Source organism: Cupriavidus sp. SIMBA_020 (assembly GCF_046535395.1).
Lineage (GTDB): Bacteria > Pseudomonadota > Gammaproteobacteria > Burkholderiales > Burkholderiaceae > Cupriavidus > Cupriavidus campinensis.
This window is the reverse complement of the sequence record NZ_JAWRWU010000011.1, coordinates 88,586-109,797: the sequence shown is the minus strand read 5'-3', so window position 1 is coordinate 109,797 and position 21,212 is coordinate 88,586. Positions and strand designations below refer to the sequence as shown.

Here is a 21,212-nt window from a genome sequence, read left to right as displayed (position 1 = left end):
CCAATGAATGACCTTTGCCTCTGCGACGTGACGCGTTACATATAACGGATGTATGGGCTCTCTTATCTCGCATCAAAATCGGCGCATGTCCTACTGAAACGGCGGTGGCGGGTTGCTAGAAAGAAAGAACATTTGGTGTCTAGGAGTGGGATGATGCCTACAAGGACCGTCGAAGTATTTCAATCTCAACATGGCCGCTGGATGGTGAAATCTGATGGCGATGACGAGAAATCAACATACCCTTCAAGGACGGATGCTATTGCCGCTGGTGTCCATAGGGCGATGGCAGACGATGCCGTACTGTTGATTCACGGGGCAGACAGCACTGAAAGTCGTCTCGATTTTAGTGGCAGCAGTTCGCCCAGCTAGATGCCCCCACGGTGGAAGCAGGGCGAGAATCACAGCAACCATCAGGCTACCGCGAGCTCTTTTCCCACCAACCCAGGGGCCTCCGTTCATCCCCACGAGCGTGCCCCGACCTATGGTGGCGCCGGCAATATCTACATGTTCCCCCAACGAAAGTGCAGGATCTGCGTCTTTGTCGTACGGCGCTTGGATGCCGCTCCTGGGCAATAGCGCCGGACTAGGGTGGTGGGCCGCTTTGGCGTCAGCGAATCGATATCTTGAGCTGGCTCCGCAGCGTGCAGTCGCGAACGTCTCCCGGGCGCTAGAAACGTCGAAGCCAAGGCGGTCGGCCTTTGTCCTGTGCAAGCTTTGTTCCACGGATAGCGTTCACGCCACGTAAAATGCACAGAAAAGCACTCAGCTAGGTGGGATTTTCTCCCCCTTGAAATCCTCTAGCCGGCTCCTACCTTGGGATTGCTCAGGCAGTCGCACCCGTACCGTGGTGCGCTGCGTGTTTCGATTTGTTTGTCGGCTGCAATGGCGAGCGAACTGGAGCGCGTGGCCCGTTCGCCCTTCATTGCGCATTCCTCAGGAGGGTAGATCATGAGCGAGTTCTTCTTCGGAACCGACCTGTTCAGCGAATTCGACCGCCTGCAAAGGCAAATGGCGAACCTGGCGGGCGGCTTTCCATCCAGCCTTCGCGCCGGCCGCACTGGCACCTTTCCGCTGCTCAACATTGGCGCGACGGACGACTCGATAGAGATCGTCGTCTTCGCTCCCGGCATGCAGGCGGACGGTTTCGACGTCTCCATCGATAAAGGCATGCTGACAATCAGTGGGGAGCGTGCGTCGCTGGAGGTACCAGCCGAAGGCAGCGGCGAAGCGACGCGCGTCTATGCACAGGAGCGGTTCGCCGGCAAATTCCGGCGTGTGATCGAAATGCCGCAGCAGGCAGACCCTGACAACGTCAAGGCCCGCTATGTCAACGGCTGCCTGACCATCAGTGTCGGCAAGCGTGAGGCCTCGCGCCCCAAGGCGATCGCCGTTCAGTAACGCCAATGCCCAGGAGTCAGATCATGGATGACATCACCAGCACCCAGGTCGCATCGGCCGGCCAACATACGACCCAATCGGCGCCTATCCAGCATCAGTCTACGGAGAACCGGCCCAGCCGGCCTACCGTGACGCCGCCCGTCGATATCGTCGAGGACGCCCGTGGCATCACGTTGTTTGCTGACCTGCCGGGCGTGACACGAGACAATCTGGACGTCAAAGTCCACGACGGTCACCTGTTTATCGAGGGCGAAGCGATGGTCGACGTACCGCCAAACCTGCGCGTGCAGCATTTGGAGCTGCAACAGCCGCGCTTTGCCCGTACGTTCGCGGTCAGTCCGGATTTCGATACCGCCCGGATCGAAGCCAATCTGCAGAACGGCGTGCTGCGGCTGATGATTCCTCGACGCGAGGAAGCCAAGCCGCGCCGCATCACCGTCAACGCCAGTTGACCGAACACGCCGGCAGATGTTTGCGCGTCTCGCCGGCGTGAACCGAATGACGAGGACATCATGGAGTTTCATGCCGAATGGCTGACCCTCGGCCGCCACCGTACACGCCTGCGCTGCGAGCGGGGCTTTCCGACCGAGCGTACGCGTCAGTTGGCCGAACTGGCAAAGATCGGAATCGAATGCAACCTTAGCGCCCGGGCAAGGCTCGTCGAAGTGGTCGCGCAGCGCGAGGAAAGCTACCTGATCCGGATCGGTACCACGTTCGCCAGAGATAAAGAGGCGGCATTTCATCTCGAACCCGCACTAGCGATCCTGCTGGGGCTTCCGCAGGACAGGGTAGGGGTGGAAGTTACCGTGGTGGATCAGTCAGAAGTCGACACGCATTTCGGCGTGTATGAGCGGATGCTCGCGGAAAAGCTTGGGGCGGTACCCCCGTTGCAATGAGGTGCGGGGCAGAATCTCTGCCCCGCACGCTCTTCACTTCAGGCCCTTCGATTGGCGTGCCGCAGTACAGACCGCCAGGGGGGCAGTTATACGCTTCCGTGGCGAAGGTCAGTCACCGCAACTGTCGTCGGCGACTCGGCCAACGGCACGAAGCATCGAGTCGTGCCGTCCAGTGCGTCGATGCTGCCTGCCTCGATGTCGTACACCCAGCCGTGCAGTCAGTCGTCCTTGTTCGAGCGCCAGGGCCACTGAAGGATGCGTGCGCAGATTCGCAAGTTGCGCGATCACGTCTTCACGCACGAGCCCGTCGAGCTTGGTGCGAGGCGTGTCGAAATGGTGCGCCGCGTTGATTGCTTTGGTGGCATCTGGATGGCGCAGCGAGCTCGCAACCGCCGGGAGATGGTCAAGGCACGTGCACCGCGAAATGGCGCCCATTGCGCCGTAGTCGGAGTGGCCACAAGTCACGATGTCCTTCACACCCAGCACCGCGACCGCATACTCGACGGTGGCCGAGACGCCGCCGGGTTCCGGGCCGTACGAAGGCACGATCTTGCCGGCATTGCGAATCACGAACAATTCGCCCGGCTCACGTTGCGTAAGGAGTTCAGGCGCCACGCGGCTGCCCGAGCAGGTGACGAACGGCGCCTTTGGATGTTGCGTCGTCGCGAGCTGCTTGAAGAGCTCAACGCGTTGCGGATAGACTTCTCGCTGAAAGCGCAGGAAGCCGTCGATGATGTCACGCCTGGCGTTCTCCAGATAACAGACGCTGGCACAACCCAGTCACGATGTAGCGCCTATGCCACCACCACTATTAGCTGGAGTGGGTCTTAGCCCAGGATAGCCACGCTAGGGTCCATGGGAACGTGAGGTCACCAAGCACCTTTTAGGTCATATTTCACCCGGTGTCGAACGCCGAGTTCGGCGAGCCTAGGTCTGCGCCGTCCTGAGGCTTACTTGTCGCCGTAGTGGAAACGGCAACTGACGATGCGGAGCACTTCGTCGTCGGCAGCATAGATCAGCCGGTTGGCATCGTCGATGCGCCGGGACCAAAAGCCGGACAAATTGCCCTTCAGGCCCTCAGGCTTGCCGATGCCTTCAAAGGGGCCTCGCTGCGCGTCCTGAATCAGCGCGTTGATGCGTTTGAGAGTCTTTTTGTCCTGGTTCTGCCAATAGAGGTACGTTTCCCAGGCGTTGGCCGTGAATAGCACACTGCGCGTCATGCAGCATCGGGGTCGATCAGCTGGCGCTCGACCGTTTCACTGCGGCGCAGTTGCTCGATGGACTCCATCAGGTGCTTCGCATTGGCGGGGCTGCTAAGCAGGTACATGGTTTCCATCCAACCGTCGTACTGCTCCTGCGACATGATGACGGCGTTGGGCGCGTCACGGCGCGTGATCAGCACGCCGTCGTGGTCGGCGATGGCTTGATCGATGACCGCCTTCAGGTTGTTGCGAGCATCGGAGTAATGAATAGTGCGCATGGGCTTCCTCCGGGATACCTGTACAATTAATTGTGCAATTATAGCACCGAGACGAGGGCGGTTCGCAAACAGCAAGTCCTATTAGCAATTGCGAGGATATGCTCATGGCGTCACCAGAGCGCTGCGTTGCTGAGTATTGTAAGTGTCTATAAAATCACATAAAAGCGACTGTCGACTTGCATGGTTTAGTTACCGAAAACTCCCTTGCGCCTCTATGAGTCTGCCATGACGGGGACTGCGCGACCATCGCTACGAAGCGCGGGCGTTCGCGTGAAGTATCACCTCAACTAGGATCATGCCGTCCATTTCGACTTCGTACAGGGCCCTTCCACACATCGGACAGGGCGCCTTCGTCGGAACGGTCTCGCCCCTCAGCCCAAGGCGGAACTCCGAAATTTCCACCGTCGTTCCGCATATGCACTCGACCTCTTCGATGACATTCATGGTTATCCCCTTGCGGCGTCGCACCGTCGCGTCGAGGATAGTTTGTCAACGGATCCCGCGCATCGCCCGAAAGGGCCAGAAGATATCGGATCGTCAGATACTGAACTTGAGCGTCAGCCATTCTTCGTGTTTCGTGTCGACATGGGAAACAAAGAAGGCCCGCCAATTAGCCCAGCAGAATCAGAAGTTCCGACCTGACCTCCTCCCTTGAGTTAGTCCCGGATTGATTTGGAGTCTGCTTCACCCAGAGGAAGCAGAACAATGAAGAAGACGAGATTCGCTCAGAGCCAGATCATCGCCGTACTGAAGGAGGCGGAGGCGGGAGCCCCGGTCAAGGAGCTTTGCCGCAAGCACGGCATCAGCGATGCCACTTACTAATTCACTTGCCAGTGGGCGCAAGATTCGATGCCTGACCGTGGTCGATGACTATAAGCGGGAATGCCTTGCCATTGAGGTCGATACCTCGCTGACGGGACTACGAGTCGGTGCCGTGCTCGACAGAGAACTGCTGACAGCCGCAAGCTGCCGGTATCGATCACGGTCGACAACGGTCCGGAGTTGCGGGCAAGGTCCTTGATGAATGTGCATATCGGCGCGGCGTACCACCCGGGCTTCATCCGGCCAGGTCGTCCAGTCGAGAATGACTACATCGAGAGCCTCAACGGGAGATTCCGGGATGAATGCCTGAATGACCACTGGTTCCTGTTGCTACGCCGTGCCAGGGCAACGATTCAGGCGTGGCGCGATGAATACAACGGGCAAGACCGCACAGCAGCCTGGGCTGGCTCACGCCGACGCGAGTTTGCAGCGGCACATCAGGACACAATGACGGACCCCGGTGGTGGTGCCGCGCAGCCGGATACCCAAAGATTAGCCGCAGACTCCAATTTCAAGCCGGACTAATTTGGGGAGAGGGTCAGTTGAAATGTGTTTCGATCAACGAGCCTGGGTGTAGCGGCAGTTTGTGCCGATCCAGTGCATGCCCACTAACCCAGGCTGCTGAAGCCTCAGAATTTCCTGGTCAGGCTGCACTTCATCGATCCCATGTCCACCCGATAGTGTTGCATCACCTCGGACAGGCGCTCATGTAGCTGCCTGGCATCCAGATCAAGCCTGATATTTGCTGGCGCTTCCATCTCAGTCATATGCTGCCCGGGCTTTGTCTCGGGGTACATCGGAGGCGAACCTTCGGGATAAGCAACCATGGAAACGATGCTCCCGTTGCTGTCATGAATAACCGTCAATCTCATGGAAATCTCCTAAGCAGTTGTCACTGTCAGGTACAAGGAAACATAGTCAATGGTCTCCTGCCCGTCGTTTGCGAACGTGGCATACGCATTTGTTTCTACAAAGCTGATGTCCCCTGTGCCGCTAATGACGTTCTCGATCGACATGTCGCTGATCCAGGCCGCATACCTACCTCTGCGGTTGCCGCCAGGGTGAGCTGTCACATTTATCGTCGAACCCTTGAATACATCGCTGGGGCCCCAGACCACGTTGTACGCTGCGCCGGGGGCCAAGCCTCCAGCAGGTGTGACGTAGTAGGGTCCGAAATGGTTGATCGTCGCCATATTTGGATTTCTCCTTCTTTCGACGTGAATGACCATCGGCTCACAGCGAAGGGTAGCGCCTGCCAAGTTTCATCAGCGGTACTAGCCAACGGTTGATGAGGCCATTTCCAGGCGGAGCCAAATTTGGTTTGGCGGCCGGGTGGAATAGAGAGTTGGTGCCTTGGCAGGTGCCAGGGGCGTGTGGAATTGGCGTGAATTGCTTCTCAGTCGCGGAGCGCGAGACGCCTGCGGGCGCGGTACGCGATTCCGAGAGCGCGGTGGGTGCCGTCTCCTAGGCTGGCCTAAGACCTGACCTGTAGATGTGCCTGACGTCATCGCAGGCCCTCCCCCTCGCATTGCCACTTATTGTTGCGCGGAAGGCCGACCACGGACTGTCCGGCAATGTATGGATCGTAGAAGATCGTCGCCAATGGGCAATTGCATGGAATTTAATACTGACCTGCACTGAACTTACAGCAGTCATGCTGGATTCGTGCGCGGTAGCCAGCTTTGGCCTAGATCAGCATCGCCCGAACAGGGCACGAACTACATTGTGCGCAACGCTGGATCCGTCTGTATTTGCGCCGATGTGCCAACGGCGCCAAGCCGACTGCGGATCAACAGCGGTCATTCGATAGTCCCTGCTCGACCCGAAGCGGTCAAACGCATGTCCCTAAAGCGGCCGTTCGGACCGCTGACTTGCGTTATCAAGGCTCGCGATGAATAGCTCGCCCCTCCTCACGCTACTCTGGATCATGTACAAGCCGACGCGCAATGTCTTGCAGTTGGGGGACGCTCAACGCTGCCGACGCCTGAACGATATCAACGTTACGGCCGAGGCGGGCTTGTAGCTTCGATGCCACCACGCCCCGGACGCGTTTCCCGTAACGAAAACGGATTGGTTCAGCGTCGTACGCAGCATTTGCGTCTGCAGATATACGTCCGACATTGACTTCCGGACCACCCTTGTTTCGATCTCGTTGTGCCTCGTTGTGCCAGTGGTTAATGCATCGCTCTACCGATATAGCACGGGATTCGGAAGTAGCTTCATTGACCATCTGTTCGGCGACAGGTCGATCGACTTCAGGTACTAACAAGGCGATGTGGTCAACATTCAAGAAGTGGCTTTCAACGTCAGTACCGGTAGTTAGGAAAACCGCCATCCCGGCATCGGTAAGGCTTCGAGAATACAACTCGGCCTTTTCATCGGTCATGTAGTCCCTATCTCGATGGACCAGGACCACCGTGCCGGGCGCATGATCACGGATGAAGCTTGCTAGGACTTTAGCCGATTGAACATTACTGCAACCAGCATAGGACCAAATCTGACATACGTCGTCGCCTAGGCCGGACGCTTGTAGGAGGATTCGAAGGCCGTCTGGCTTTGAGTCCTCCGTCAAGACGATAAGTGGCGTTTTCCCGTTGCGAAGACGATCCCCCGCGTCAAGTGCGCCAAGGCCGAGCAGAACCGACACCCGATCTGTATTATCCGCATGAATCGCGCCTTCAGAGAACCAGTGGACGGTTGCACCAAGTTCGGTAAACTCGTCCAGAAAGTGCCGCGAGTGCGTAGAAATCAAGACTTGGAGATCCGACGATCGAGTGATGGTGTCGATTAGTCGCGCCATACGTCGCTGATTGTCTGGGTGCAGATGCGAGTCCGGCTCATCGAGAATAAGAAGCGACGGTTTATACACCCCAATGTATGCGAGCGTTTGGATGGCCTGGAGAACGCCAGTTCCGCATGAATCGACCGGCAGGGTACTCTCTGCTTTCACCGCTTTCGCCGAGATGAATTCATCGACGGCTGCATCGAATGAAACATCGATATTCAAACCGCCAAAGATCGATTCGAGACGGGTATTGAATGTTTGCCAAGCTGCTGCGTCTTGTTTCAGAAGCCAGAGCACGTTTCGAAACACACTATTTGCATCGCCTTTCGCGGCCGCTCGTTGGACTATCCCAGGCGATCGAAACTCTTCAAACGCTGGGATACCGGCCAACCCTGGTGCAACAACGCTGAACGGTTGCTCCATTGACTCAAGCCGCTTGCCAAGCGAACTTCCTTGAATACTTACAGCGATGTTCTTGTTCTTTCCACGTCTTACTTGAATCGTTGCAGAACCGATATCGTCTGTCGTCAGCGTTACCGAGATTGCTTGATTCGCGTCCTGACGAAGGTTTCCTCCTGCGGCAAGCGCATGTACATCCCGAAGCGGCGTGTACACAAGCTGTTGTGCAGCAAGGCTTCCAGATAAATCCTCGCCGTTCCATATTGCGACGTTGTCCAAGCGCAGGCTCTGCGCAACGGAAACTCCAAACTGGATAGCATGAAGGAAACTGCTTTTACCTGCATTGTTGGGCCCGACAAGAAGAGTTACGCGTCCAAATGGAACGGTAGCATCGGAAATGGATTTGAATCGCTGTACTCGTGCGCTTTGCAGCATAAGGTCTCCTAGGCCTAAGCGCGTAATTATCGCTCATGCGCGACAACCGCTCTACTCGCAAATATCCGTTGCTGTTTGCGCCAGGTAATACGGTCGAGGAGTTGACAATTGAGTTGCTGACGTCGCTGCTGACCGAAAGCAGTCACGTGTCGCTAGGGCAGAGGGGTGAACAATGGGCAGCTAGGCGGAGACCTGGGGTCGCCGTTGGCTTATGGGACAAGACGGCTATTGAAACGGCGCGACGACTTAGCGCTCCTCCCGGTCATCGGGGCGTAGGGCCGGCACGCCGTCGTGCCGGTTCGTGGGCATCGCGGTCTGTGCGCTAACGCACGGTATCAAATAGCTCATGCGCGGGAATGTTCGCTGCGACCACAGAATTGCCGCGTCCTGTCCAGTGCAGTGGCCTGCGATGCAGCAGATGGAGGAAACGATGTCGACCAAGCCATGGCGCGCCCTGCGCCGAATGCTGCTGCTCGCCGGTGTCACCGCCGAGGGCCTGCAGGGGCTGCCAGCACTTGGCGCCAGCGACCCCGTCACCAACAACGGCGCGCTGGACAAGGCTCGCAACCTCCCGACGGGCTGCTACACGATCCGGCGAACTGAACGCACCGGCTTCGGAGACTATTATACAGGCGCACGGTTCATCGATCCCGCCGATCAACCCGGCGGCGTTCAGCCGCCCTACAGCCCACCGATGATTTCACGCGAGGACGCTTACGCCGACATCGTAACCAACCACGCCGCCGACATCCTGTGCATCGGAGATACCATTGCGATTCATGCGCCGTTGCGCTCCAACGGCGGCAATATATTTATCCTGGCCAACCGGCTTGATGTGCGCGCCCCGATCGACAGCCGCGTCTATTTCGATATCGGCAGACGCGCGCGCTACTACCGCAATAGCGTCACGATTGGAGCGCCCTACGAAAATTTCTTCGCGAGCTACTACCGCGATAACCCGGAGGCCGTTGTGTTGGGTGGAGCGACCTATGCGCCGGAGCTTCCCAGCGGCGCGACCATCCAGCTGCCGGAAGGTTTTGGTACGGCCAACGGCAGTCCGCCGCCCCTGCTCACCGAACCCGACCGGGGGCTGGCCCAGAGTGGTGCCATTGTGATCTTCGCCAAGTCCTATAGTGTGGCCGATGCCCTCACTCATGGTGTCGCCCCGATCTCTGCAATCTGCGCCGGTCCCAACGCTTCGCCAAACTTCGCCTTTCAAGCCGGTGGTCTGCGTGGCGGTAAGGGCGGGATGGGCAGTCCGCCGGGGTGTTCGCGCGTGAACCACAGTGGGGGCTCTTCTTGTGCCGACGAGCTTTATGTGAATAGCGGATTGAGCGCGCCGCCCGGCGCCGGCGGCGACGCGGGAAGCGTGGGCCTGTATCGGATCGGCGCGCCCTTCTCCTCCGCCGAGCTGGCTCGGCTGCAGCAGGCTACCAATGTGACCGGTGGTCCACCGGGACCAGCCGCTATCTACCGCACGCTTGACGCGCGCGAGGTCGATGCGCAGGTGTCCGACAACATCTGTGCCCGCCAGCCGGTCGGCAACCATCCGGCGGCGGCTGCCGGCACAGCCGGCGCGATAAATGTCGGTACAGCCACGATTCTTGAAGCGCTGGAGCGCGCCGATGCATTTGCGCTGAGCACCGATGCGCGGCCCTCGATGGACATGCGTGATCTCGTCGAACGCGCGCGCGAGGACGTCCGTGTCGAGTACCGCAGCATGGAAGAATTCGAGCGCTCGACGCTTTCGCGCATCGCCTTGGCCGCCAACCGCCTTTGGGCCCTGCAGTTAGCGCGGCAGGTGGCTGGCCAGCCGGTGTCGGAAGTGCCCTCCGTCGAGCCGTTCGCCGGCATGCGTGCCGCGCTCACCCACGCACCTTACCCGATGGTCTCACCTAGTATCAGTGGCTTGGTGCAGCGGCTGGGCAAACTTGACACCGTTCCCGCCGGCAATCTGGCCTCCGCCTATTTTTCCGGGACCTCCGGCGCGTTCAGTGTGGCCAATCCAGATGCGACGGCGGCGATCAACGGCAAACTGGTGGTCGATACCTTGGCTGAGGTCGTTGAAGCGAGCGCCGAGCAGCTGCGCGCGCTCAACGGTGTAGAACTTGCGCTCAACCAGCAGCTGTATGTGGCACGCCAGCAGATGCTCCTGGCAAAGCTGGCCGCCGTGCAGCAGCGTATAGCAGAGATCGAAGCGCTGCCGGCCAAGACCGGCGCAAGCTTTGGCGATCTCGTGAGCGTCATACAGAAGGCGCAGCCTGCCATTTCAGCCTTCGTCGGTGCGGTCGCGGCCGGTGACGTGATGGGTGCGGGGCAAGCCTACGGAGATGCCATCAAGGGCATCACCGACATCTACAACACCGCATTTGGTGAAGTGGCCAACGGCGCTCCCAAGCCAGGGATTGTCGAGCTGCGCGCGGCGATGGCGGCCCTGAACCGGGATCTACGCGACCTTGACGCGGCCTATTCAAGTGAACGCGAAAGCCTGCTGACGGCGCGCTATACGTATGCCGAACGCGAGCTAGGTGCGCGGCATCGCGTGGTGACGCGGCTCGACGGCCGGCTACCCTATGGCGAGGATCTCATCAAACACTCGTTCGTAGCCTACTATCTGGACCCACAGCGCGACAAGGCTGTGCTGATCGAGAACCTGAACGAGTCGGCGATCTTCCTCAGTGGCAAGACAGACTACACATCGAATCTTCGACTGCCGCCGCTGTACAACCGCTGCGAGATTGACGCGAACGGCAACAAGAGCAACGCGGCGTGTCTGGTGCTGCCATCAAGCACCCAGTATCGCTTTGTTGAGACCGAGATCCCCGGGGCCTTCCGCTTTCCTGCTTGGATCGTGTCGCCACGAAACGGCGACACGATCTGGCCGACATTCGATGCCCGCATGCGGGTGACCAAGGTACGATCATTGGACGAAGCCGCTCGTTACGGCAAGCGCCGCTGAACTTTGGGAGGGCTGCTTGAGGATAAGCCGAGATTTCCGCTCAGCGACGTCTCTTGTGTTTTTGGTCCCATATTTGCCCCCCTCCCGTTCGGGCCTCGCTCTTGAGCGTATCAAATTGTCGGCGATCTGGGCGGCCACGCCGACTGACCGCTTCTGGCCGTTCTCTGCCATCGGCGCGCGCGACCTAGATTTCCGCGGCGCTCGTCGCAGGCTTGCCGGTACGCGGAAGCATCGGAGCCGGCTCGGCAAACAGAGACTCGGCAGGGTAGAGACGAAGAAACGAACGCGCCACTTCCGGATCTCGACAGTTCAGCCAGTCGTCCCACGTTTCGGGCGGTAGGATTACGACCCCGCGCTTTTCATCCCCGGGCTTGTGGAACCTGCGCATGAGAGGGTGGGTGTCAGCGTTCAGGGTCGGCATGGTGAAGGACAGGCCCCCATCTGGCCAGCTGCGCCACAGGCCGGCAATCGCAAAGGGTTCGGCGCCGGGCAAACCAATTTTCCAACGCACCGCCTTGCCCGTTTCCCAGTTTGGCTCGTAAAAGGCCGTCGCCGGTAACAAACAAAACTGTCCGGCCTTCCAGTGCTTTGCGAACGAGCTGAGCTTGCTGATGGTTTCGGCGCGCGCATTGGCAGTCGGATAGTAGCGAACGCCGGGTGGGATCTTCGCCTTTGGCACCATGCTGAAGGAGCCCATCACAGCCTCCCGCTTGCCATTTTCATCTGCCCGGACAATCGGGGCCAGATAGTCTGGCCAAGCTTCGGCCCGCCATTCCGCGGGGGGTGGCTCGACGCCGAATACATCTCGCAATACCTGGCGTTGCACAGGGGTGTAGTTCACGCACATAGCTTCTCCCGTTGTCCTATTCCTGCCGCTTCGATCGTCCTCGAGCCACATCCGCCTCAATCGGCGTATCCATTTCCGCCGGCGAGATCAATCGCAGCAGCCATGCTTGGCGGTATTCCTTCTCCAGGATCGCGTCGCGCTCGAACCCGCTGATGACAAGATCATCTGCCGATAGCTTTACCAGCCGGGCATCGTAAAGTACACCGAGTTCATTCACGTCCTGGTGTTTGCTGTAGGCCATGAAGGCATGGGGCAATACGCGATGAGCGCGCGTGTCCATGCGATCCTCAATAAGGACCTGCCCGCGATACAGGCGCTGCCCACCCCACCAGCCGCGGTGAAGGCGTCGCCCTTCAAGGCAGAGCTTCATGACTTCAAAAAGCATGGCGGCCTCGCGGTCACGGCTTGGCGTGCTTGGCAGGCACGACGCGAAGACCTTCTCGGACCAATTCGATCTGTGGCGTGTGTCCGAACGAGTTGAGCCGGCGGATGTCCTGCCTCGCCGACAACGGCACGGCGCGACATGCGAGTGCCGGCCGCGTAATTGCGAACGTGCCGCAAGCTGGACATGTGAAGTAGTAGACATGCGAAGTCGGGCGTCCCGTCCGTTCTGCCATCGCGCTGCAAATCGGACATTCGGACAAGTGAAAAGGCATGATGCGTCGCACATACTGTATGGATATACAGTAGTATAGCGCCCGGACGGCACTGGCGGCGATGCGATTAGCCGAGTGCCTTAATCGCCGCGGTGAGCGTTTGACGGGCCGTCCAGTAGCCTGCCCACGGATCCACGCGCTCGAAACTGAGGTATTCCCGGGCGTTTCTGACGTTCCAGTTGGCACCACTCTTCAGTTCCGAAAGAGCGTCCCATGCAACCGGCATCGAGACACCCATGCCGGGCCGCGCGCGCGCTGAGAACGCCGCCGCCGTTGTCTGCGCATGGCCGTTTCGCAGGTAGTCCACGAATATCTTCCCTTTGCGATTTGCCGGTCCGGACTTGGCGCTGAATCGTTGGGGCAGGGTGGCTGCCAAGTGCTGGACCGCTGCGCGGGTGAAGTCTTTGACGACGTCGTAGCCGTGCCGGCCAGTGAGCGGAACAACGACGTGCAGAAGCAAGCGTGATGCGCACCTACACCATCCGAGATGTCCTCGACATCAGCGGCATCCCGCGCAGTGCAGTCATGGGGCTGGTTGCCGCAGGCGTCATGGCGCCTGTACGCGGCCACCATGGCGAATACCTTTTCGGCTTCCGCGACCTGGTGGTGCTGCGCATGGCCGCCGCGCTGCGCCAGTCCCATATCTCTGCCGGGCGTATAAAGGAATCGCTGCTCCGCACCAAAGCCATCGCCGCAGACGCAGCGGCCACATCGTTGCGCGCCGAAGGTAAGAACATCGTCGCCCGCGCCAACGGCCGCGAATGGCAGGCGGACACGGGGCAGATGCGGTTCCAGCTTTCTGAGCCCTACGGTGTCGGAGACGTCGTCGCACACAGAAAGAGCGATAGCACCGATGCTTACCGTCTCTATGAAGCAGGTCGGCAGTACGAGCGACAGGCTCGCAATGGCGAGGCGGAGGACGCCTACCGCCGGGCGTTGAAGCTCGATCCGGCTCTGCATGCGGCGTGGGTAGATCTAAGCGCCCTGCTCTGTGACCACGGAAACTGCGGTGAGGCTCTGCGTGTCCTGGCAGAAGCGCGCATCCGATTCCCCAACAGCACCGCCCTCCTCTTTAATCAGGCGCTGGCACTCGAAGACCTCGGCGACTGTATCGGCGCACAACATGCCTATCACGATTGCTTGGCACTGGATCCAAGGAATGCCGACGCTCATTTCAACTTGGGCCGGCTCTACGACTGCGCCGGACGGCCGCAGGATGCGCTGAGACATTACAACCAGTATCGGATGATCACCAGCTAAACCCTTGGCATGACGTCGCCGACCCGCGCCCTGGACCGCTACGATGCGAAGCGGGACTTCTCAATTACGCCCGAGCCGGTGGCGCGCAAGAAACGCGTCCGGGGCGCCTCCCGCGCGCTGTCCTTCGTGATACAGAAGCACTGGGCCCGCCGGCTGCACTACGATTTCCGTTTAGAACTGGATGGCGTGCTGCTCAGCTGGGCCGTGCCAAAGGGTCCAAGCTTCGACCCGGCCGAAAAACGCATTGCCGTCCATGTCGAAGACCATCCTCTGGACTACGCGTCATTCGAAGGCGAGATCCCTCGCGGCCAATACGGCGCAGGATCCGTGATCGTTTGGGACCGCGGCACGTGGACGCCAATCGGGGATCCAAGGAAAGGCCTGCACGACGGAAAAATCCTGTTCGACCTTCACGGCCACAAGCTCGCAGGCCGGTGGGAGCTAGTCCGTATTGCCAAGCCTGGCGATAAGTCTGAACAGTGGATTCTCTTCAAGAAGCGTGACGCCTGGGCGCGCCCGCTCGCGGATTTCGACGTGCTTACGGCGATGCCCAATAGCGTCTCAGGGAAAGGAGAACCGCCGGCCGGGCCCGCTTCGGACCAAAACCGCGAAGCCCCGGCGGCACAGTCCGTGGAAGACGCTCCCCTTGCCGCCCTTCCGGCAAAGCTCGCGCCGCAGCTGGCAACCCTCTCCCCTACCGTGCCCATCGGGCCAGAATGGATCATCGAGACAAAGTTCGACGGCTACCGGCTGCTCGCACGGATACAGGACGGCGAAGTCCGACTATTCACGCGGAACGGCCATGATTGGACGAGCAAGTTTCGGTCGCTTGCCAGCGATATCGGCAAGCTGGACATCCGGGAGGCGTGGCTCGATGGCGAGATTGTCGTGCTTCGCGACGATCTGCCAGACTTCAACGCCTTGCAGAACGCGATATCCGCCCATCGAAACGACGAGATTCTCTTCTTCCTTTTCGACGTCCCATATTGGAATGGGCGTGACCTGCGACAGTTGCGCCTCGACACTCGTCGCGCCCACCTCGCGCAAATCCTGTCCGAGTCTTCGGAGCGCCTGCGCTTCAGCGACGCCTTCGACGCGCCTGGGCCCCAGCTGTTCAGGGCCGCGTGTGACTTGCAACTCGAAGGGCTGATGTTCAAGCGCGCCGATGCACCCTATGTATCGGCTCGCACGCCGACGTGGCTGAAAGCAAAGTGCAAGCTGAGGCAGGAATTCGTTGTGGGAGGCTTCTCAGATCGTGGAGGCGGAGGGAACGAGGTTGGCAAGTTATATCTCGGGGTGTATGAAGGCAACCAGCTACGCTACGTAGGCGGCGTCGGAACCGGCTGGGACAGCGCGACGGCCGCCGATTTGCGGCGACGGCTCGGCGCCCAGGTAGTCGATGCCATGCCGTTCGGCGTCTTCACGAAAGCGAAGCGTTGGGGGCGCAGTAGCGATGGGCCGGTTCACTGGGTACAGCCGAAGCTCGTTGTGGAGGTGGAATTTTCCGAATGGACGCCTGAAGGGCAGGTTCGTCACGCTTCATTCAAGGGCATGCGCGCCGACAAGCCGGCCAAGCAAATTCGCCGCGAGGCTTTGCAGACCGCCGTTGCCCCCCAAGGCGTCACTTCCGTCAAGGTCACCAACCCAGGACGAGTCATCGACGACAGCAGCGGCATTACCAAGCTCGAACTTGTGCGCTACTACGAGAGCATCGCGAACCGGATGCTCCCGCACCTGAAAGATCGCCCGCTGTCGCTCGTGCGGGCGCCGGAAGGCATCGGGAAGCCACAGTTTTTCCAGAAGCACACGGAAACTGCCATTCCGGGGCTTACCGAACTGCCGGCCGCCCTTTGGCCAGGCCACGCGGCCCTCCTCGCAGCTAACTCCGCTGAGGCCATTGTGGCCGCCGCGCAGATGAACGTGGTCGAATTTCACACTTGGAATTCGGTGGCGCGAAAGATCGATACTCCCGACCGGTTCATCCTGGATCTCGACCCGGGCGAAGGTGTCAGCTGGCAAACGATGCAGGAGGCGGCCCTCCTGGTCAAAACGCTGCTGGACGAACTCGGCCTGCAATCCTGGCTCAAGACCAGTGGTGGCAAGGGTCCTCGTCTTCTTAGCGGGGGAGGCTGTGGTTTCGGCGCGCTTTGCGGCGCGCCGAGCGGGCGCCTTCGTGTCCTTCGTCGCCGTCTTCGCGGTGACGGGTGCCTTCGAGGAGCCAATACTCTTTCGGAGCGCTTCCATCAGATCGATGACTTCAGCGCCCGAAGCCGCCCCCGGCGTCTCAGGCGCCACGGTAATGTCCTGGCCCGCAATCTTCTTGTCGATCTGTGCCAGGATCCGTTGCTTCTCTTCATCGGTGTACTCGGCGGGATCGTAGCCTTCCACCGAGTTCTGCTCGATCAACTGCTCGGCCAGCGACAGCTCGGCGCCGGAAACCGCGACGGTCTCCACGTGCAGGTCAGCCATTGACCGAACCTCGTCGGCATACAGCAGTTGCTGCAGGATCAACCCGTCCTCGCCCACTCGGATCTGCACCATGTATTGCTTGCCCTTCCAGTTCCATTTGGCCAGGGCGCATTTCCCCGTTGCGCGTAGCGCTTCAGCGAGCAAGCTGTAGGGCTTGCCGCCTCGTTTGTCCGGGCCCAGGAAGTACGCCTTGTCGTAGTAGATAGGGTCGATGGCTGCCAGTGGCATGAAGGCGACTATGTCGATAGTGTGTTGCGTTGCCTCCTCGAGGGCTTTCAACTCGTCTGGCTCGAAGATCACATACTGGTCCTTCTCGAACTCGTAGCCTTTGACCATATCGACCCGGTCCACCACGACACCCTCGCGCTGGCAGATGTATTGCTGTCGCAGGCGGGAGCCGCAGCCTTTGTGGAGAAGATTGAAGCCGATGGCCGCCTTACTCTCTGTGGCGGAAAAGACCTTTACGGGGATCGAGACCAAGCCGAAGCTGATCGAAAGCGAGGCGATAGAGCGCGCAGCCATCATGCACTCCTGAAATTTCGAGGGGGATGAGACGAGCGTAGGAGATGTGTTCCCCGTGCGCCGTAGGCGAAAGGCGGAAACAGTGATCAGCCAGCTGCCGACAAGCGCAAAAAAAAGCCCGCTGCGGGAGCGGGCTGCCTCAATTGACTGGTGCGTCGCGCCTGCGGGCGGCGACATCGATATTTTAGTGAACTAAGGGCAAGGCGTCAGCCCTTGACGTTGCGGGGGTCGTGCCCGAAGGAGTTGCGCTCTCGGATCTGTCCGTCGCGACCGTGGATGAGTAGCTCGACCTTGTCGCGCTGTGCGCGTTCGGTGCCGGCCTTGATCGCCTCGTCCTGGGTTGCGTACATCGTGCGCTTGCCACCGCCGGCGGCCTCGACCGCCCAGCCTTCACCGGCGGGCACCACGTGGATGTCTGCATTGGCCATGATCGTCTCCTGTGTCTGGGGGTATGACGCTCAGTGTCCCGCGCGCACGGCTGGCTCGGTATCGGCCCGCGTCCTACAGGACTATAACTGTATGAATATACAGTGCAGAATCAAGCCATGCCTTCAGGATTTCCACAAACCGGCGGAGCCACCGCACCGAGGCGGCACCTGAGCACGCGGCAGACTCAGCGGCTGACGAGCCGCTACCGGTAGTACGGTACGCGAGGCCTTCAGTCCCCTGAATGGGGTCGACCGGGTCACCGTCATTTGCCTCAGGGACTGGGGAGTCCCGTAGCAAACTAGCAACCGGAGGTCAAAGATGAGCGCCGGTCACCATGGCGTTAGGCCAAATCGACCAACTCCGGCAGGTGGATGCGCCACATCCCTGTAGCGTCGCCCTCGCGCCAAAATCCTTCCAGGATGCTGCTCCCAGGCATACGATGCAAGGTAGCTAGTCCCTTTCGATCAGGGCAGCGCAAAACATAGTGACCAGGGTGTTCTGCTTGGCCCGTGTAAACGACCTGCCCATACTCATCTTCGTATTCAAGCGCGATATTTTTTGCGTCCAGTTTGATCAGGCATATGCCGGGCACCTCGCCTTCGGCGCCAAACGATTGGACTCTGCAGTCGTTGAAGATCATCTTATGGTTCAGCGCTTTTGCGATCGAAGATGCGCCCCGCACCGGGGGTTTAATTTGTCACACGAAACCGCAGCAGTTGGCCGCGTTCCTCCAAACCTCGAGCGTCGGCGACAGACGTTGAAGTGGTCGCTAATCAGGTGTCGCTCTAGGGCCCATATTTTAATTTTGGCCAGCCCCGTTATCGGGGTCATGGTTTGAGGCTAAAGCAAGGCGCAACGGCATTTCTTTATCGAATAGTTCTAGCAGCTCTACGATTTTCGATCTGGGCACACCGATAATTGTGTTGTCTTTGTATTCTATGCCAATTCCAGCAAATCGAAATGTCTCATCAAGACTAGACTTGAGGATAGTATCTTTTGCAAAAAAATACATGGCCCCGCCACTCATGCCTTTTGGATGGGGGCCGGTGCTCGCATTGCCTTTATATTTCAGATTTACATTTTTGCGATTGTATACCCCTGCTATTTGGATTTTGTTGTTCGCTTTCAATTTCGCGTGTATTGTAAAGTAACGGGCATTATTGAAATAGCTCCCATGGTCGGTGACGGACACAAATCTTTCTTTTAGTTTATCTGGAGTGTTGCTTCTGTGAACCTGCTTGGAGTTTGATAGGCTCGCCGGGAAGCCTGTCCAAGCAAACACTTTTTTTTCAAATCCGATGAGACTATGTTGGTCTAAGTTGAAATAGTTTTTTCCGTCCATCACCTGATTAAAGCAGTCGACGATCACTATATCTTGATCGCTGAATACGTGGTGGCCGATCGAAAGAGCTTTTATCTGATGGAATTGGCCGTCCGCCCCAAATATGTGGACCCTATCAAAATCCAGGTTGCCGGCCAATGCGTGCGCAGCAAATAATATATAGTGATGCCCCTTGTACTTGGCCAATGTGCCGGTAGATGAAAATTCGAAGTTGTCTAGATCATCTTTGATGTACAAAGGAATGACAAATCTCTGTGATTGTCTATCGTAGTCGTTTGACTGGTAATCTACTTTATTCTTCATAATGGCGGCGGCGGAAACGATTTCTGCGGGCCCGGCACGGCGGCGAGACACAAAAAAACCGCCCGGAGGCGGTTTTGTGGCCAATTGCTGGCGCGCTAAGCACCGTGCCGGCCGGGTTGCCCGGCTGGCCCTCTCAACACGCCCGTCCGCCCATGCATCCTAGCACGGCGATTTCGCCGCGCCGCGTCCATCAGTACGGCGTCCGGCTAGCCACGGGCCTCACTCCAGTGTGAGCGTAAGCTGCACCACGCCACCCGGAGTTTGCAACTGCAGGGTTCTGCCCTCGATCCGATGGCGCGTCTCATCGTCACGCCCAGGCATAGCCGGCATGTGTTCCTTCGAAGTGCCAGGTGGAAGGCTCACCCGGAGCGCGCCCGATAACGGGTCCACTGGGGCGTCGAAGAACATCAGAAACTCACCCTGGATGCGCACGGGTGCCATGGCGCCATCGGGCCAAATAATGTCGTATGAGCCGGTCTTGAAATCGGATGCCATGGTCGCATGGTCGAGTGGTTGGGGAGCTGCAACCATATCACGCGGCCGGAAGGTGAAGCTCCGGTGCGCTGTGCGCTCGCATGCTGGTCCGCCTGGTGTGAAAGCAAGCGAGGCATTAAATCACGTCGTGACTTATTTAACATAAGTATTATTCGACCAGTTTTCGACATCGAATGTCCAGGGCGGTCTCAGATGTCGGGGCGCGCGGCAAATTCAAATGTCGGCATGGGCGTGCGGTTTGTGGGGTGCCCGTCAGGCGGTGTCGCTGGCCGCTTGTGCCTGCGTTTGGAGCGGGGTGGGGACGGGCGAACGGCTACGGGGTTTTTGAACCAAGGGCTGCACCGGAGCCCGCGATAGGCACCGCGATCGGTGTCGTAATATTCTGAATGCGGCAGTGGCGCCGCTCATCCCGGCGGAGGTGGTTAATGCTGTTTGCTGTTCGTTTCGTTGACAATCCAGGCAATTTCCATTTGCGCGCGGCAAACATGGAGGCGCACTTGGATTGGCTGAGACGCCATCAATCCAAGGTACTTGCGGCAGGCTCGCTCAGGTCAGAATTGGATTCTCCGCCAGTAGGAGGCCTATGGATTGTCAAGGCCGCCCACAAAGCCGAGGTGGAGGCGTTACTTCAATCGGATCCATTTTGGATTGTGGGGCTACGGGACGGCGTGGAGATTCTGTCTTGGCATAGAGCTTTTCCCGAACCCGTTTTGATTTAGCCTCATCCTCGAAACGGCAGTCGAACCTGGGACAATGGCCCTCACCCGAGCGGCCGCTACCGGCCACAAACGGTCAGTCGACCTCGCGGCTCAACTCGCCGACAATCGCGCACAAGATAGTCTCACTCACATGAGGAATGGGCACGTATGAGCTCTACAAAACTCGAATCGCTTTATCAGGAGCTCGGAAGATTGGCATTGGAGGCAGCCGGGGAGCCGGTGGATCGACTGTTGTTATATGCAGAGGTGGAAGATGGGGTAGTCTCGGCAGACCTCTTTTACCGGACATCCGATAAGCCGGTTCGCTTCCGTTACGGCCCAACTCAGATGGTAGAGGTGGTCTACGCCCTTTGGCAGACGTGGAAGGATACTCCAGGCAATTCAGAGTGGCGTGTATTGAGCTACGCGATTAACAATGGCACGTTAAGTTTCGAGCTGGCGTATCCGGATCGACTGCAGCCAAACGAGGATATCTCCGACAGGCGTCCCCTCGCTGTTAAGCGCGTGTTCGGCGATTCGGACGTAGACTATTCGCGACCTTAGGTCGTTTCTAAGCTTCGTCACCTGCCACGTTCGCTGGCAATAACCATGGAAATCTGACACCGAGAGCCAACACATGTTGCCTTCTATCCCACGTCAGTACATTGACTACTTAGCGGCCCACGGAGTCTTCGAAGGATTTACTCTGGAGGGAGCGAGACCGGGGTATGTTGCGCTATGGCCGGTCAAGGAAATTGCCGGCAATAACTCCGACGTTGAAGTCGAAACCTACGCGCCTGGGTTCCTGGCTTTCGCCGGAAATGGTTGCGGAGAGCTGTTGGCATTTGACCCTACCGGGGCTGTATTTATGCTGCCCATGATCGGCATGGCGCCAGAGTGCGCCATCCGCATTGCTGACAGCTTTCTGGACCTGGCTATGCGCTTCGAGATTTAGTGAACGACCGTGAAGGGTCGACTTCTTCCTGCCGCGATCGGTTCGCCGGATTACCGACTGGA

Annotated in this window: 21 protein-coding genes and 5 pseudogenes; 12 read left to right on the top strand and 14 right to left on the bottom strand. The window is 58.9% G+C overall.

What is annotated here, in order from left to right; genetic code table 11:
• Window positions 1–48: 48 nt before the first annotated feature.
• The 4 genes from SB751_RS20425 to SB751_RS20410 all read left to right on the top strand — a co-directional run bounded on the left by SB751_RS20425 (window position 49) and on the right by SB751_RS20410 (window position 2,294).
• On the top strand, window positions 49–369 hold the full coding sequence (locus SB751_RS20425) for a DUF2188 domain-containing protein (protein ID WP_410748418.1): 321 nt from the start codon (window positions 49–51) through the stop codon (window positions 367–369).
• A 579-nt stretch (window positions 370–948) separates the two neighbouring features.
• Entirely contained in the window at window positions 949–1,398 is a 450-nt protein-coding gene (locus SB751_RS20420) for an Hsp20/alpha crystallin family protein (protein WP_410748417.1), read from the top strand.
• A 23-nt stretch (window positions 1,399–1,421) separates the two neighbouring features.
• Entirely contained in the window at window positions 1,422–1,850 is a 429-nt protein-coding gene (locus SB751_RS20415) for an Hsp20/alpha crystallin family protein (RefSeq protein WP_410748416.1), read from the top strand.
• Between the two features lie 60 nt (window positions 1,851–1,910).
• On the top strand, window positions 1,911–2,294 hold the full coding sequence (locus tag SB751_RS20410) for a hypothetical protein (protein ID WP_410748415.1): 384 nt from the start codon (window positions 1,911–1,913) through the stop codon (window positions 2,292–2,294).
• A gap of 86 nt (window positions 2,295–2,380) precedes the next feature.
• Here SB751_RS20410 and SB751_RS20405 read toward each other — a convergent pair.
• The 3 genes and pseudogenes from SB751_RS20405 to SB751_RS20395 all read right to left on the bottom strand — a co-directional run bounded on the left by SB751_RS20405 (window position 2,381) and on the right by SB751_RS20395 (window position 3,774).
• Window positions 2,381–3,050 (bottom strand): annotated as a pseudogene (locus tag SB751_RS20405) (carbonic anhydrase).
• Between the two features lie 194 nt (window positions 3,051–3,244).
• Window positions 3,245–3,514, bottom strand: a complete 270-nt coding sequence (locus tag SB751_RS20400; RefSeq protein ID WP_410748414.1) for a Txe/YoeB family addiction module toxin — start codon at window positions 3,512–3,514, stop codon at window positions 3,245–3,247.
• Entirely contained in the window at window positions 3,511–3,774 is a 264-nt protein-coding gene (locus SB751_RS20395; RefSeq protein WP_410748413.1) for a type II toxin-antitoxin system Phd/YefM family antitoxin, read from the bottom strand. The genes SB751_RS20400 and SB751_RS20395 overlap by 4 nt, the downstream gene beginning before the upstream one ends.
• Before the next feature lie 705 nt (window positions 3,775–4,479).
• On the opposite strand from SB751_RS20395, the pseudogene SB751_RS20390 reads away from it, so the two are divergent.
• Together SB751_RS20390 and SB751_RS20385 are read left to right on the top strand one after the other, a co-directional pair.
• Window positions 4,480–4,593 (top strand): annotated as a pseudogene (locus SB751_RS20390) (transposase); the annotation flags it as partial.
• A gap of 201 nt (window positions 4,594–4,794) precedes the next feature.
• On the top strand, window positions 4,795–5,121 hold the full coding sequence (locus SB751_RS20385) for an integrase core domain-containing protein (RefSeq protein ID WP_410748412.1): 327 nt from the start codon (window positions 4,795–4,797) through the stop codon (window positions 5,119–5,121).
• A 104-nt stretch (window positions 5,122–5,225) separates the two neighbouring features.
• Here SB751_RS20385 and SB751_RS20380 read toward each other — a convergent pair whose 3' ends face one another.
• The 3 genes from SB751_RS20380 to SB751_RS20370 all read right to left on the bottom strand — a co-directional run bounded on the left by SB751_RS20380 (window position 5,226) and on the right by SB751_RS20370 (window position 8,215).
• On the bottom strand, window positions 5,226–5,468 hold the full coding sequence (locus tag SB751_RS20380; RefSeq protein ID WP_410748411.1) for a hypothetical protein: 243 nt from the start codon (window positions 5,466–5,468) through the stop codon (window positions 5,226–5,228).
• A gap of 9 nt (window positions 5,469–5,477) precedes the next feature.
• Window positions 5,478–5,789: a hypothetical protein gene (locus SB751_RS20375; RefSeq protein ID WP_410748410.1), complete on the bottom strand. Its 312-nt coding sequence runs from the start codon at window positions 5,787–5,789 to the stop codon at window positions 5,478–5,480.
• Window positions 5,790–6,511: 722 nt separating this feature from the next.
• Complete coding sequence (locus SB751_RS20370; protein ID WP_410748409.1) at window positions 6,512–8,215, bottom strand: AAA family ATPase; 1,704 nt, start codon at window positions 8,213–8,215, stop codon at window positions 6,512–6,514.
• Window positions 8,216–8,624: 409 nt separating this feature from the next.
• On the opposite strand from SB751_RS20370, the gene SB751_RS20365 reads away from it, so the two are divergent.
• Complete coding sequence (locus tag SB751_RS20365) at window positions 8,625–11,174, top strand: hypothetical protein (RefSeq protein ID WP_410748408.1); 2,550 nt, start codon at window positions 8,625–8,627, stop codon at window positions 11,172–11,174.
• Window positions 11,175–11,358: 184 nt separating this feature from the next.
• Here the strand turns inward: SB751_RS20365 and SB751_RS20360 are convergent, their stop codons facing one another.
• From SB751_RS20360 to ligD (SB751_RS20350), 3 genes and pseudogenes are all read right to left on the bottom strand, one after another.
• Window positions 11,359–12,021 (bottom strand): SOS response-associated peptidase, encoded by a 663-nt coding sequence (locus SB751_RS20360; protein ID WP_410748407.1) that lies wholly within the window; start codon window positions 12,019–12,021, stop codon window positions 11,359–11,361.
• Window positions 12,022–12,037: 16 nt separating this feature from the next.
• A complete protein-coding gene (locus SB751_RS20355; protein WP_410748406.1) occupies window positions 12,038–12,406 on the bottom strand; it encodes a hypothetical protein in 369 nt (122 codons plus the stop codon).
• Between the two features lie 338 nt (window positions 12,407–12,744).
• A pseudogene (gene ligD / locus SB751_RS20350) lies at window positions 12,745–13,134 on the bottom strand (ATP-dependent DNA ligase); the annotation flags it as partial.
• 8 nt (window positions 13,135–13,142) lie between these two features.
• On the opposite strand from ligD (SB751_RS20350), the gene SB751_RS20345 reads away from it, so the two are divergent.
• Window positions 13,143–13,937, top strand: a complete 795-nt coding sequence (locus SB751_RS20345) for a tetratricopeptide repeat protein (protein WP_410748405.1) — start codon at window positions 13,143–13,145, stop codon at window positions 13,935–13,937.
• A 9-nt stretch (window positions 13,938–13,946) separates the two neighbouring features.
• Window positions 13,947–16,043 (top strand): annotated as a pseudogene (ligD, locus tag SB751_RS20340) (DNA ligase D); the annotation flags it as partial.
• A gap of 165 nt (window positions 16,044–16,208) precedes the next feature.
• Here the strand turns inward: ligD (SB751_RS20340) and SB751_RS20335 are convergent.
• The 5 genes and pseudogenes from SB751_RS20335 to SB751_RS20315 all read right to left on the bottom strand — a co-directional run.
• Window positions 16,209–16,877 (bottom strand): annotated as a pseudogene (locus SB751_RS20335) (Ku protein); the annotation flags it as partial.
• 257 nt (window positions 16,878–17,134) lie between these two features.
• Window positions 17,135–17,356 carry a DUF2188 domain-containing protein gene (locus tag SB751_RS20330; RefSeq protein ID WP_410748404.1) on the bottom strand — a complete coding sequence of 74 codons (222 nt, stop codon included), beginning with the start codon at window positions 17,354–17,356 and terminating at the stop codon, window positions 17,135–17,137.
• A gap of 341 nt (window positions 17,357–17,697) precedes the next feature.
• On the bottom strand, window positions 17,698–17,997 hold the full coding sequence (locus SB751_RS20325) for a hypothetical protein (protein ID WP_410748403.1): 300 nt from the start codon (window positions 17,995–17,997) through the stop codon (window positions 17,698–17,700).
• A 159-nt stretch (window positions 17,998–18,156) separates the two neighbouring features.
• Window positions 18,157–19,086 carry a hypothetical protein gene (locus tag SB751_RS20320; protein ID WP_410748402.1) on the bottom strand — a complete coding sequence of 310 codons (930 nt, stop codon included), beginning with the start codon at window positions 19,084–19,086 and terminating at the stop codon, window positions 18,157–18,159.
• A 135-nt stretch (window positions 19,087–19,221) separates the two neighbouring features.
• Window positions 19,222–19,497 (bottom strand): hypothetical protein, encoded by a 276-nt coding sequence (locus SB751_RS20315; RefSeq protein ID WP_410748401.1) that lies wholly within the window; start codon window positions 19,495–19,497, stop codon window positions 19,222–19,224.
• Between the two features lie 386 nt (window positions 19,498–19,883).
• On the opposite strand from SB751_RS20315, the gene SB751_RS20310 reads away from it, so the two are divergent.
• The 3 genes from SB751_RS20310 (at window position 19,884) to SB751_RS20300 (ending at window position 21,150) form a co-directional block, all read left to right on the top strand.
• A complete protein-coding gene (locus SB751_RS20310; protein ID WP_410748400.1) occupies window positions 19,884–20,216 on the top strand; it encodes a YciI family protein in 333 nt (110 codons plus the stop codon).
• A 147-nt stretch (window positions 20,217–20,363) separates the two neighbouring features.
• On the top strand, window positions 20,364–20,759 hold the full coding sequence (locus SB751_RS20305; protein WP_410748399.1) for a hypothetical protein: 396 nt from the start codon (window positions 20,364–20,366) through the stop codon (window positions 20,757–20,759).
• A 73-nt stretch (window positions 20,760–20,832) separates the two neighbouring features.
• Window positions 20,833–21,150: an SMI1/KNR4 family protein gene (locus SB751_RS20300; protein WP_410748398.1), complete on the top strand. Its 318-nt coding sequence runs from the start codon at window positions 20,833–20,835 to the stop codon at window positions 21,148–21,150.
• Window positions 21,151–21,212 lie beyond the last annotated feature (62 nt).